Origin of the sequence: Marinoscillum sp. 108, assembly GCF_902506655.1 — a bacterium.
GTDB classification, from domain to species: Bacteria; Bacteroidota; Bacteroidia; order Cytophagales; family Cyclobacteriaceae; genus Marinoscillum; species Marinoscillum luteum.
In genome coordinates this window covers 1,040,561-1,053,952 of sequence record NZ_LR734808.1, presented here as the reverse complement: position 1 = coordinate 1,053,952, position 13,392 = coordinate 1,040,561, and the positions used below count along the sequence as shown (strand labels likewise).

Below are 13,392 nucleotides of genomic sequence, written 5' to 3'. Positions count from 1 at the left end.
GCGCTATGGCAAACACAGCAGTTATAGTAGATGAAAGCACCAGCAACCCCTGGGGTGGTGGAGTGGCTCCAATGAAGGCGAGCTATGGAAAGCTCATGATGTGGTTTTTCTTGCTTTCGGATGCTTTCACGTTTTCGGCTCTCCTGATTACATACGGGATGATCAGATACAGTCACCCGGCATATGATGGAGCTGTTGCTGATTTTGCATTCTCACAGGAGTATTGGCCAATCCCTGAAAAAGTATTTGATGCAGTGCCCTTTTTGCACGGCGTGACGGCTCCATTGGTTTTCGTGGGGATCATGACCTTTGTGCTCATATTGAGTAGTGTAACCATGGTGCTGGCTGTAGAAGCAGGTCACAGAATGGATAGGAAGGGTGTTGAGAAGTGGATGTTGTGGACCATTGTTGGTGGTTTTGCTTTTCTTGGATGTCAGGCATGGGAGTGGTCACACTTTATCCATGGTACGGATTTGAGCAAAAATGTAGGTTCCAATATTCTACAAGGGGCCAGTTTGACTATGAATCAATATGGTCCATCCAATTTTGCTGCCTTGTTCTTTTTCATCACAGGGTTTCACGGGTTTCACGTTTTTAGTGGAGTGATGTTCAATTTTATTATATTCTACCAGGCAGTAATTGGCGTTTTCGAAAGAAGGGGACATTATGAAATGGTGGAGAAAGTAGGTCTCTACTGGCACTTTGTTGATTTGGTTTGGGTATTCGTATTTACGTTCTTTTACCTTATCTGATTTTTAAATAGACACAAACATGGAATTAGAAACTACAGAAGTTCAGGTAATCCCTGAAGATAAGTCCAAGATAAATAAGATATTAAAAGTAGCCTTGATTTTGGGCGTGGTTACGGCCATCGAGTTCGTAATTGCTTTTACAGTACCAGCAGGAGTATTCAGAACGTCAGTGTTTATCATTCTGACCATTGTGAAGGCTTTTTACATTGTGGCTGAGTTCATGCACCTGGGGCATGAGAAGAAATCGTTGAAGTTGTCCATTTTACTTCCGATCATATTTATCGTTTTCCTGATTTTCATCTTGATGTATCAGGGAGCGGCCATTTTGGAAGTCCTTCAATAACTTTCCGAAGAAATGAATGTTTAAATCATGCCTGAGTTAGTTGGGCATGATTTTTTTTTGAATGATTATGAACAAAAGCAGGCCGATTGTTATTGTCTTTTTTGTGATAGTTTTTGGGCTACCTATCGCATGGTATTTCTTCTTACAAGCCTTTGGTGAGAATCGTTTTGACTTACCTGTTTTAGGTGAATGGAATACCACCTGTATCAACGACAGTAGCTTCGTTGTGCTGGATGCTAATTTGGCTATGGATTTTGTGAATGAACGAAATCGGATTATAGCCAAAATGAAAGACCTCCAAAAAATGAACTACCACGAATATCCGCTGGATTCCTGCGGCTTGCCCGGCTCAATTTATTTAGTTGACAATGGGCGAATGATCCGTGGGGAATTCGAGTTAAACCGTGAGGAAGTGGATAGGCTGCTTGCCGAAATTGATATTTATTTACTAAACCTAGATAATGGAACAGATTATTCAAACCAGTAAGTCATACTCTAAGTGGATAACGGTAGTTTCTGTGGCGATCCCGGTAGTGGTAGCCGTTCTATTGTTTGCTCCTGTTAAGCTGTCATTTGAGAACGGCGGGTGGATACAGCTATTGCCTACTTTAAATGCTGTGATCAACAGCGCTACCGCTGTACTATTGCTTGCGGCATTGGCAGCCATAAAGACCCGGCGTACCACCCTGCATCGGAACCTCATGATGACGGCTCTGGGACTAGGGACTCTTTTCCTGCTCTCATATGTTTTATATCATGCCTCTACGGTTTCCACGGTTTATGGGGACATCAATCACGATGGGGTGTTGAGTGAAGCAGAACGCGCTGAAATAGGGGGTTATCGAACGGTCTATTTGCTTACCCTGCTTTCACACATCGCTTTGTCAATCGTGGTGGTTCCATTTGTCCTTTTCGCTTTCTATTATGCGCTCACAGGTCAGTTTGTGAAGCACGTAAGGATTGTAAAGTATACCTTTCCAGTGTGGTTGTATGTATCTGTTACTGGGGTGATCGTTTATCTTATGATTAGTCCTTATTACCTTTGAACCTAATCAATTACGAGGCTGTTTTCCAGGCATGAAACAAGTTAGATATTTACTTTCATTGGTTGCTTTATTCATGATGCCAGTGCTTACTCATGCGCAATGTGCCATGTGTAGGACCCAAGTGGTGAATAATGTGAGTCATGGTGACACTGCCTTGGCTGCAGGTCTGAATTTCGGGATCCTCTATTTATTCTGCGCCCCATATCTTATTATTGGACTAGTGGCGTTCATCTGGTATCGTAATGCGAAAGTTAATGGCAAAAAAAGGGCCTTTGAAGGCAATAATTGAAGGTAAGTGTCCCAGATGTAGGGAAGGGAATATGTTTCTGTATCCCATTTCGAATTTGAGAAAGTTTGGAGCCATGCACGAAAACTGCCCTCATTGTGGCCATCGCTTTGAGCAGGAGCCCGGTTTTTACTATGGTGCCATGTATGTGAGTTATGCGCTCTCAGTCGGTATTTTTTTAGCTACTGTGTTTGTCTTATATGTTTTTGTGGGGGATCCGTCACTCGAAACTTATATTATCAGTATATCGGCTGTGGCACTGCTTTTGTACCCCTTCACCTTCAGGTATTCCAGGATCATATTTACCTATGTTTTCGGAGGAGTCACTTACGATCCGAAAAAATCGAAATAGTGTATCTTGGGAGTGATTATCTAAGGTATGCGGCTAAAATTCAGCTTTTTTCTCTTTCTACTAATTCTTCTGGCTGTCCTTTTCTATGGGATAACCAGCAATCGACAACCCGAGACGATTGCTCAGGTAATATCCACTAATTTACAAACCGTACTTAGGGCCCAACAGCAAGACATAGATCAATTTGAGAATGAATTGGCTGTCTATACCAACCCTTTTTCCATTAAAGACAATGCTCGTTTTAGCAAGCGGGTCTTTGTTAATGGGGGATTGGTCTACTGGACTGACAATCAGTTTTATCCTGAATATGGCGCTTTAAAAAAGTCAGACACCCTTTATACCATAAAGGATGACTTTGGAGTACGGATTGTCAAAGGGAGGCAGGTGGTAACCGATCGGGATCTGATCGAAATTTTCTCAATGGTTACGCTTTATGAAAGTCCTCCGGTCAAAAACCAGTACCTATCTGATCGGCTCAATAGCGAAATTTTCGAGGCTTATGAACTGAGAATTACGGACAGTGGCCCACATACTTTTTCATTCAACGGTATTCCCTTATTTACGGCAGTTATTTCAGAACAGGGCCATCCAAATGGTGAGTGGATGGGATTAGTGGCTTTGATTCTGGCGGGGTTGCTGTGTGTTTGGTTTGTCATAAGCGCTCTTGGGAGATCTTCCTATTCCAAACTCCAAAGATCAGGACTTTTGATCATGATTATTGTGGGATGGAGGCTGCTGCTTTTTTGGTATACACAGACAGCCGTTGGTGATTGGGACCTCTTCAATCCGGTATTTTTTGCAGCAGATCTGATCAACCCCACCTTGGGGGACTTACTTGTGAATGGATTTGTGCTTTTCATCATATCTGCCATTGTGTACAGCGCCGTGGTGAGCGACCTGTCAGATTGGGTGAGCAAATTGTCTCGTCCAGGGGCTATCGGGATAGGGGTACTCCTTTCACTAATGATTGTGATGGTGGCTTGGCTGGTCTACGGATCTACCTGGCTGCTTTTAGAGCATTCGCAGGTTGAGTTGGACATCAGTAGCTCTATCGTTTTTAATGAGTTAAGGATCAGTGCATATGCATTTTTGATATTGATAGGGCTATCAGTGATGCTGATTTTCAGCATTTGCCAATTGACTCTGTTTGTCCTTCCTGTAAATAAAGTGCTGAAATACATTCTTATGGTGAGTGCGCTCCCCCTAACTATTGTATTGCCTGGTCCTGGTCTGGGGTATGCGAGTGCATTTGTGCTACTTTCCTGTTTGGTTGACTTCTGGAAGTTTAGTAAAGCGATCAACAGGCTTCGTTACCAGACTTTCATCTTTCTGGTCATGGTTTTCGCAACCACATCCATTGTGAGCTCTCTGGCAGTTTACAAGCATCACGAGAAGGATGATTTAGTAGCTAAAGAGAAGTTTGCTAACAGACTTCTGATTAGAAATGACATTATAGGGGAGTATTATCTCAGTGAAATCATCCAGGAGATTTCTCAGGATCGATACGTAAGAACCCGTCTTATGAGCAAGATTCTGGCCCGACAAAACATCAGGGAGAAGATCAAGAGACAGTTTTTGGCATCCTATTTTAAGAAGTACGACATAGATGTTTATTTATTTGATGCTGCGGGTGAATCTCTGCAGCCTGACGTTTCGACCAAGTCATATAAAGCGTGGCAGCAGGAGTATGCCATTCCTGAATATTATACCGATTATGAGGGCATTTATTTCATGGAAGATCGGGAAGAGAACGTCAGAAACAAATACTTATGCTTTCTGGAGATTTCGGCATATGGTCGTCAGGTAGGCTATATTTTACTCGACCTTACGCTGAAGAAGTACATCCCATCCAGTGTGTTTCCTGAATTGCTTCTGGAGAGTAAATATTATCTGGGAAGTAAAGTAGAGTTTGACTATGCCGTGTATAAGAACGGTGAGATGCTCTACAAGCAGGGCCGCTACAGCTTTGAAAATAAGCTTTCGAGTGCTGAGTTTCAGGATGAAGAGCTGTATGATAATGGGTTGGAGAAAGGGGGGTATCACTACTTTGGTCTAAAGACTGTAGACAACCGCACGGTGATTATAGTGTCTCCGACTTATCAGACTCAGGCGATCCTGGCCAATTCAAGTTTTATGTTTTTGCTATTGGTTTTCTTCACAGGATTCCTGTTTCTTGGCGCCCGCATTTTTGTATCTGGAGCTCAGTTCAATCTGTCTACCAAGATTCAGGTCTACCTGGGTTTGTCCTTTTTACTGCCTATGCTGGTGGTGAGCGTTGCCTTGATTAATACATTGAATTCTTCCTACCGTGAGGAGATTGATCGTAATTTTCAGAAGAGGAGCTATAATATCGCAGAGAATATCCTGGATCAGTCTGAAATGTTTTTCTCTAATCAGATCAATATCGATGAATATGCCAACGAAATTGTGGAAGCTGCTACCCTTGCTCAGTCTGACCTCAATATCTATGATATCAATGGACGGTTGGTCATTACCAGTCAGCCGGAGATCTTCAGGCTCGGGTTACTTTCCAGGCTGCTGGATACAAAAGCATATTACCAGATCAAAAATAAGCGAGAGCAGAACATCATATTAGATGAAACCATTGGAAAGTTAGATTTCAAAACTTCCTATACGGCGCTCAGGTCCTACAAAGACGGCCGCCTTATGGCTTTCTTATCTATGCCTTATTTCGATTCTAAAAATCACTTGCGCCAGCAGCAGGTAGAGGTATTTAATAGCCTCGTGGTTATTTTTTCAATCATATTCCTCATATCACTGCTTGGAGGGAATGTGATTGTCGGTCAGCTGGTGAGGCCACTGAAGAAGATTGGTGAGCGAATCAGAAAAATCAGCCTTGAGGAGACCAACCAGCCTATTCACTATGAAGCACAAGATGAGATTGGGAGTCTGGTCAAAGAATACAATATCATGCTGGTGAAGCTGGAAGAGAGCAAGGAGGCACTGGCGGCTATACAGAAGGAGTCGGCCTGGAATGAAATAGCCCGTCAGGTGGCACATGAAATCAAAAACCCACTGACACCTATGCGACTGAAGATCCAGCAGATGATGCGATCATTCGAAACAGAAAGCAAGGAATATAAGACTTGCGAAGCGCTGATCAGTCAGGTGGATTCTCTCAGCAGCATAGCAGACTCTTTTTCAGAGTTTGCCAAAATGCCCGCACCTAATAATGAGCCGGTGGAAGTGATAGGTCTATTGAATAAGACTATTGATCTCTACCAAAGCAATGAAGTGGCATTGAAGAAAGACTATGAGGTGAAGTCTGTTATGGTTTATCTGGATCCGAAGATTTTCAGTCGGGTTATTACCAATATTTTACTCAATGCCATACAGTCTAAGGAGACCCCCGAAACGCACAAAATAAAGGTAGGCGTGCGTGTGAGCGGTGATAAAATGATCCTGTCTGTGGCGGATTCGGGAATGGGAATTTCTGATGAGCAAAAAGAAAAAGTATTTACTCCCTATTTTAGTACTAAATCTAAAGGAAGTGGGATAGGTTTAGCTGTAGCTAAAAAAGGAATTGAAAACGCCGGAGGTAACATATGGTTTGAATCGGAGCAGGGGAAAGGTACTACCTTCTACATCTCATTACCTGTCTATTCGGTATAGCCTGATTTTGCTGTTTGGGTTGATCGTCCTGACAGCCCATTCTCAGTCGTTTAAGTGCTCCACTTATTTGGTTGGAGAAACTGTTTTGCTGGACACCTTGCCAGTAGAAGCTTCCAGCGTTTCTATCAATCCCGATGTGGCATTTCGCCTCGAACCCGATCATCGCACCATCACCTTTTTGGAGACGCTCCCTCAGGACTCAGTGGAGATTTGTTTCCGTTCCGTTTCTGAAGTCATACACAGGCCGGTGTTCAACAGAGATGTGAATAGATACACTGCCGGTGCACTGAGAGAAAGAGGTACAGCCCTTTCACCGATCAAAGAGGAAGAGATCTTTTCTTTTGGGACGGTTAGCACCTTTGGGGCGATCACCCGTGGAGTCACCTTCGGCAACCGCCAGAATGTCTTTGTTAATTCAGCTCTTAACCTCCAAATGGAAGGCAATCTTAGCGAAGACCTGAAGGTGAGTGCTGTCATTACGGATCAGAATATCCCTTATCAACCAGAAGGTAACACGCAGCAAATCAGAGATTTTGATAATGTGTTTATCAAGTTATACAATGACCAGTTTGAAGTGATTGCTGGGGATATTGTACTGCAGAACCCGGTGAAGGAGAGCTATTTTCTAAAATACTATAAGAATGTGCAAGGGCTGGCCATGAAGGCTCACACATCTGTGGGCAAAGATTGGAAATCCACTTCTCAGGTGTCCGGGGCGCTGGCCAAGGGTCAGTTTACCTCGGCGGTGATTCAGCCGCAGGAGGGTGTACAGGGCCCCTATAAATTGCGAGGAGCCAATGGAGAGCGATTTATCATCGTGATGGCTAACTCCGAGCGGGTCTATTTGGACGGAAGGTTGCTGGAGCGGGGATTTGATCGGGATTATGTGATCGATTATAATCTTGGAGAAATTACCTTCAGTAGTGCGGTCATCATCACCCGATTTTCCAGGATTCGTGTGGATTATGAGTTTGCCAATCAGTTCTATACCAGAACCAACCTATCTGCCACTCAGCAGCTCAGCAATGAGCACTTATCGGTGTACTTTAATTATTATCAGGAAAAGGATAATCCATCCAATACCCTGGCCTTTGACCTGAACGAATCCGATGTGCTGAACCTTAGAGCAGCAGGCGACAATGGTGGTGTCGCGAGTATTTCTGGTGTGGACTCTACTGCATACATTGAAAATGCTGTCCTATATCAAAAGCGGGATACGGTCAATGCAGAAGGTGCGCAGATCAGCATCTTCCAGCAAAGCACTGACCCGGAAGTCGCTGTATTCAGGATTAGTTTTTCTGAAGTGGGTACAGGCAACGGAGACTACATGCTCGCAAATACTACTTCAAATGGACGGATTTATGAATGGGTAGGGACCGGTGCTGGCAGTTATGCGCCTATACAGGTCATCCCCACACCCAATCAGAAGCGAATGTTTGTTTCAGGTTTGCGGGCCAAAATAGGGGCTTATGAACAGGTCTATCAGGAGCTGGCCATATCCACACTGGATCAAAATCTGTATTCTCCCATAGACGATGCTGACAACAGCGGCTTTGCATGGAAAGGAGGGGTGGTGTCTTCGGGTCGTGAGATTTCATTTTTAGCGGGCTATCCGGTCAATGCAGAGCTGACTTATGAGTTTGATAGCAGGTATTTCACCTTTATTGATCGATTTAGAAGTGCCGATTACGATCGGGACTGGGGTTACGATGTATTTGCAGATACCCTGAAGACCCGGCAGGATCAGATTTTTTCTGCGCAGGTTGGATTAAGAAAAGACGACCGCAATGGTGGTCAATATGGCCTCACCGTGAGGAATAGGGCTCAGGTTGTTGCGGGTGTCCAGCAGGAGTTAAATCTTGGTCACAGGATTGGCCCAATGGAGGTGAAGTCCAGTAATTTCCTTATGACCAATCAACCCACGGGATATCACTCCGAATGGCTCCGGTCCAGCCAACAGATTCAGCTCGTGGATTGGGTACTTCGACCGGGCTATCATTTTTCATTGGATCACAACACAACCACTGATGTGGACACCGAAGAAGTGTTGAGTACATTGATGTATTTTGATGCTCATGATTTTTTCGTCGAAAGCGGAGATTCATTGAAAACCACCTTTAGAGCAGACTATATCCTCAGAAAGGACAAACTCCCTGTAGATGGCACACTGAGTCCCTATACAGAAGCCGAGGAATACCGGTTCACGATGAATTCCAAAAGCCTGACGAATCATCAGGTGGGTGCTCAGCTCAACTACCGGAAGGTGAAAGAACAGATTGGTGACAGGGATACAGATGAGAATATACTTGGTAGGGTATCCTGGTTGGGACATTTTGCGAAGCGGCACATTACCAGTAACCTTACTTTTGCGACGGCAAACATTCGTGAGCTGAAGCGGGAATTTGTTTTTTTGAATGTAGCTACGGGAGAGGGGACTCATACCTGGCGGGACGAAAATGAAGATGGAATACAGGATATCAATGAATTTTATGAAGCTATTAATCCAGATGAGAAGACCTTCATTAAATTATTCACACCCACAGATGAGTACATCAATGCCTACCAGTCTACTTACATACACACGCTGGATGTGAAAATGCCCGAGGGCTGGCGTGATGAAAGCGGGATTTTACCCGTGTTGTCCCGGGTGTCTTTCAATACCAACCTGAAATATGACTTCAAAACCACTTCGCAGGATTTGATGTCAAGGTTGGATCCCTTCTCTGTGGACCTCAGTGATGAGAAAGTTGTTTCAGCAAGGAACCTCTATCGTCATACCCTTTTCTACAACAGGAATGCTCCGGGCTTTGGATTGGATGTCACGCGTTCAGGGCAGAGTAGTAAATCATTGCTCAGTGGGGGATTTGAGATTAGAGAGAAGCAGGATTGGCTCGCTGCCTACCGCATTGGATTTGGGTCAGTGGTTACTTTGAGAGGCCGTGGTGGGCTGGGCGAAACGGTTAATCATTCGGATTTTCTGGAAAGCAGGAATTTTAGCCTTGGGAGAAGAACCATTGAAAGCGAGGTGGTCTGGCAGCCACTGAATACCTTCAGACTCATCACGGGCTATGGCAGAAGAGACAAACAAAGGTTGGCGGAGGGAGATGAGAATACCCAGATCAATGAATATAAGCTGGAAGCCACATGGGTCAGGTCGGGGCAAGGTAACCTGAATGCTTCCTTCACTTGGCTGGAAATTCAATTCGAAGGGGAAATCAACTCGTATCTGGGCTATGAGCTACTTGAAGCCCTCCAGCCAGGGACTAACCAGAAGTGGAATATCAACTGGCAGCAGTCCCTGGGCAAAGGGTTGCAGCTTTCGCTTCAATACTTTGGTAGAAAATCTGCAGAAAGTGCGGCTGTACATACAGGATCGGTGCAGGTGACCGCTTATTTCTAGAACCTATTCATACCTCAGGTTATCTGCAGGATTGGCCCGGGAGATTTTCAATACTACCAAGCTCACACTGCCAAGGGCCACGAGAAGCAGGAGAGCGGATGCCAGTAAGAAGGGGGTTACTCCCAATGTTACCTGGTAAGAAAATTCTCCAATCCATCTTTGCATCAGAAAATAGCCAGTAGGTAGCCCCAGCAAGAGTGCCAGCCCGAGCAGTCGAGCAAACTGAGAAAACACCATAGCTAAAATGTGATTGGGTGTAGCACCCATAATTTTCCGTATGCTTACTTCTTTTGCTTTTTGATTGAGTAGAGCCAGAGCCAGGCCGAGCAATCCCAGGCAGGCCAGAAACAAAGCCAATCCGGCGAAAATGGAAAAGACATTGAGCGTGCGTTCTTCAGATAGGTAGAGATTGGCCAGTTGCTCATCCAAAAAGCGATAGCTAAAGGGTAACTCACTCTCAATATTCTGGTAGCTGATTTGTATGTCGTTCAGTGTTTGCTGAAAGTTCTTACCCTCCATTTTCACCAGGAGGTGATTGGCATATTCGGGATTGAGCTGGATGATCAATGGTTGAATGGCCTCATGCAATGACTGGTAGTGGAAGTCTTTAACGACCCCTACGATGGTTCCTTTTTGGGCTACCGGATCGCTATCCCATGTCAGGCTTTTCCCGATGGGATCTTCCAGACGGAGGGCAGACATAGCGCTTTCATTAATTATAAACGTGGTCCCGGCAGAATCTGCTGCATAGGTAGGGTCAAAGTATCTTCCCATGGCCATAGACAGACCCAAAGATGGCGCCGTACCATAGTCTACATATAGCTCAGAAGCATCTACCCGATTCTCGGGACTATCCTCCAGAAAAATAGCATTTTGATTAAACTGACCACCGGGCAGGTTGGAAATGGAACCTGTATTGAGCACTCCGGGGATATTGCCAAATTGTTCTTTGAAGGTCTCGACCTGTCGTAGATCGATTCCACCGATTTCTACACTTGGGTGTACGCGGATGGATATGACCGCCTCATGATCAAAACCCAGCGATGTGTTTTTCATGAAGTTGATCTGCTTCACGATGATCAGACTGGAAATAATCAAAATGCTGGAGATACAAAACTGAAAGACCACCAATCCATTTCGCACTTGTCTTCCCTGGAATGAGGAAGAGAACTTGCCTTTCAGCACTTCCATGGGAATAAATGAAGACAAGGTGAAAGCGGGGTAAAAACCAGCCAGAAGTGCCAGAGCAAGACACAAACCCATAGATTTTAGCAGAAAAGAGCTGTTAAAGATGTCTGAAAGCTCGAATGCCTGACCGGACAGGTAATTGAAAGTGTCTAGACACAATACCGCAAGAAGGAGGGCAAGAATCCAGGCCAGTAGACAAAATATGAGTGACTCCAGGTAAAATTGCAGGGTAAGATTTCCCGAATAGGCACCAAGTGTCTTTTTGATTCCCACCTCCCGGGCTCTTTCCAATGACTTAGCGGTAGTCAGATTAATGTAGTTGATGCACACAATGAGGAGCAAGAAGATCAAGGTGCCAGTAAGAATATATACATACAGGATGTTGCCATTGTTTTCCAGCTCCCATCGCAGATGTGACGAGAGGTGTATTTCTTCTATTGGTTGCAAAGCGAACTGATAATCACCTTCCAGCAGAGAGGCTCTGTAAGACTGTGGCCAGTTGAGGTATGAAAGGACCCATTCGGGGATTTTGGCTTCCAACTTGGCGGGGTCCACACCAGATTTGGTTTTGATGTAATTAAAATGTCCAAAGTCCTCCCAGGTGAACCAGGGGTTACTGGGGTTAATGTTTTTGATGGTCACATAGGAGACCAAGCCTTGGATGTGAAAATGGGATTTATCGGGCATCCCTTTGATGACTGCAGCTATTTCCACAGGCATGTCGTTTACGTTTAGTTCCCGCCCTATGGGATCTTCATTACCAAAGTATTTTTTGGCCATCTTGTCGGTGATGACCAGATTCCATGGTTTCCTGAGTGCGTCTTTGTCGCCGGCTACTACCTCTAGCTGAAAGACATCCAGAAAGGTAGAATCCACAAAGAAGAAATTGGGCTCCTGAAACAGAATTTCAGCCTCCACATTTTCTACTTTCACAGTCTCATTGCTTTGCCCTACACCATTCCATGGTGAAAGACTGGTGGCAGCCTCTACCTCTGGCAGATCTCTGGCCATGGCCTGGGCCATGGGGTGTGGGGTGCGCGTCTGGGGGTTGTCACTCATCCACGCGATGCGATAGATTCTCTCGCTATCCTCGAGCTCCTTATCGTAGGAGAGTTGGTCGGTGATGAATAGGTAGATCAGGATACTGCAGGAAAACCCAACAGTGAGCCCAAATAGATTGATCGCAGAAAACACTTTGTTTCTCACCATTCTGCGATAGAAGATTTTCAGGAAGTTGCTAACCATGTTTGTTTTGAGGTTTGGTAAAACATGGTACGAACTAAGGCCTAAGTATTGAAAGAATGGTTTTTTCTGGCCGGGCAGACGTTCTTCCCGATAGGATCGAACACCCTTGGTATCCTTAAATTCTGACGGTGTGAGCCCTGTATACTTTTTAAAAGCTGTGTTAAAGGCCGATTTAGAGTTGTACCCAACCATGGCAGCGATGTTCTCTATTTTGGTTTGCTGCTGCTCCGGTGCCTTCAGCAAGTGCTTGGCTTCACGCACTCTGTACTGACTGATCAGCTCCTGAAAGGAGGTGCTTTTGGTTTCATTGATCACCTGGGAAAGGTGATGGGTGGTGGTGTGCAGTTGATCCGACAACTGACTGAGGGATATGGTGCTTTGGAGGTAAAATTTATCCTTTTGCAGCAAATCATCCAGACGTTCCAGGATGGCCGCTTTCTGCCCGGGAGTGAGGGTTGATTTCTGATACTTATTTCCCAGAGGAATTGGGGATAGGAAGTTAGATTCCTTAAAGACTTGAAAATAGATAAAGTAGCTGAAAATCAGAATACCCAGGGAAGTCTCCCAAACACTGAGGGTATTGCCGGCAAGGAGCCAATAGGTAATAAGGAGTACCGAAAAAAGGAGAAAATTTCTAAACCATAACAGGCGGCTTCCCGGGTTTTGAAACCAGTAGATCCCACGCTGGACTGCTTCTCTCTGTGCCGTCCTGAGGGCAGAAAGGAGGTATATAACCACAATGGCGATTAGGGTTCCTTCCCGAATAATGAAGCCATATTCGAAATCAACTCCCATCACCGAAGCAGATGTGAAAAGCGCTGGAAGCACCAACGGTAGCAGGTGCTTATTGTTGTTACGGGTTTTTTGGGTGAAAAATGACCTGGTGTAGAGAAAAAGGCTAATAGCCACCAGAGCCAGGGCAAATTGATCCAGGAACAAACCGGAAGGGGCAAAGCTGCTGGAGAGAAAGATGAGCGTACTCAGGAGTAGTCGTGCCAAAAACTGACTCGCAGGGAACTTATTGAAAAGAAGCAGCACTCCTGCAATGATGCCGTGAACCACCGTACAGGCAAGTAACATTTCAGTCCATGGCCAGTTCATCCATTCCTTCATCCCCTAAAACTAGTGGTTTTTGATGATGCTTCTG

The 13,392-nt window shown here is 45.0% G+C and carries 8 protein-coding genes; 7 read left to right on the top strand and 1 reads right to left on the bottom strand.

All coding sequences use genetic code 11. The features are described from left to right. Positions 1-5 precede the first annotated feature (5 nt). The 7 genes from GV030_RS04355 (at position 6) to GV030_RS04325 (ending at position 9,812) form a co-directional block, all read left to right on the top strand. On the top strand, positions 6-752 hold the full coding sequence (locus GV030_RS04355; RefSeq protein ID WP_159580177.1) for a cytochrome c oxidase subunit 3: 747 nt from the start codon (positions 6-8) through the stop codon (positions 750-752). Between the two features lie 19 nt (positions 753-771). Next, the gene (locus tag GV030_RS04350) at positions 772-1,095 is read left to right on the top strand and encodes a cytochrome C oxidase subunit IV family protein (RefSeq protein ID WP_159580175.1); all 324 of its coding nucleotides are present in this window, start codon (positions 772-774) and stop codon (positions 1,093-1,095) included. 67 nt (positions 1,096-1,162) lie between these two features. Beyond that, positions 1,163-1,582, top strand: a complete 420-nt coding sequence (locus tag GV030_RS04345; protein WP_159580173.1) for a hypothetical protein — start codon at positions 1,163-1,165, stop codon at positions 1,580-1,582. Beyond that, positions 1,557-2,141: a DUF420 domain-containing protein gene (locus tag GV030_RS04340; protein WP_159580171.1), complete on the top strand. Its 585-nt coding sequence runs from the start codon at positions 1,557-1,559 to the stop codon at positions 2,139-2,141. The genes GV030_RS04345 and GV030_RS04340 overlap by 26 nt, the downstream gene beginning before the upstream one ends. 272 nt (positions 2,142-2,413) lie before the next feature. Next, on the top strand, positions 2,414-2,779 hold the full coding sequence (locus tag GV030_RS04335; RefSeq protein WP_159580169.1) for a DUF983 domain-containing protein: 366 nt from the start codon (positions 2,414-2,416) through the stop codon (positions 2,777-2,779). Between the two features lie 27 nt (positions 2,780-2,806). Continuing rightward, positions 2,807-6,412, top strand: coding sequence for an MFS domain-containing histidine kinase (locus GV030_RS04330; protein ID WP_159580167.1), 3,606 nt, complete (start codon positions 2,807-2,809; stop codon positions 6,410-6,412). Beyond that, positions 6,351-9,812: a hypothetical protein gene (locus GV030_RS04325; RefSeq protein ID WP_159580165.1), complete on the top strand. Its 3,462-nt coding sequence runs from the start codon at positions 6,351-6,353 to the stop codon at positions 9,810-9,812. Before GV030_RS04330 ends, GV030_RS04325 begins: the two co-directional genes overlap by 62 nt. Positions 9,813-9,815: 3 nt before the next feature. On the opposite strand, the gene GV030_RS04320 is transcribed toward GV030_RS04325, so the two are convergent. Continuing rightward, positions 9,816-13,358, bottom strand: coding sequence for an ABC transporter permease (locus GV030_RS04320; protein WP_159580163.1), 3,543 nt, complete (start codon positions 13,356-13,358; stop codon positions 9,816-9,818). Positions 13,359-13,392: the final 34 nt, after the last annotated feature.

Excerpts from the sequence above, each read along its gene's own strand:
- GV030_RS04355 (WP_159580177.1), top strand. The coding sequence starts at position 6 with ATGGCAAACACAGCAGTTATAGTAGATGAAAGCACCAGCAACCCCTGG.
- GV030_RS04350 (WP_159580175.1), top strand. The coding sequence starts at position 772 with ATGGAATTAGAAACTACAGAAGTTCAGGTAATCCCTGAAGATAAGTCC.
- GV030_RS04345 (WP_159580173.1), top strand. The coding sequence starts at position 1,163 with ATGAACAAAAGCAGGCCGATTGTTATTGTCTTTTTTGTGATAGTTTTT.
- GV030_RS04340 (WP_159580171.1), top strand. The coding sequence starts at position 1,557 with ATGGAACAGATTATTCAAACCAGTAAGTCATACTCTAAGTGGATAACG.
- GV030_RS04330 (WP_159580167.1), top strand. The coding sequence starts at position 2,807 with ATGCGGCTAAAATTCAGCTTTTTTCTCTTTCTACTAATTCTTCTGGCT.
- GV030_RS04320 (WP_159580163.1), bottom strand. The coding sequence starts at position 13,358 with ATGAAGGAATGGATGAACTGGCCATGGACTGAAATGTTACTTGCCTGT.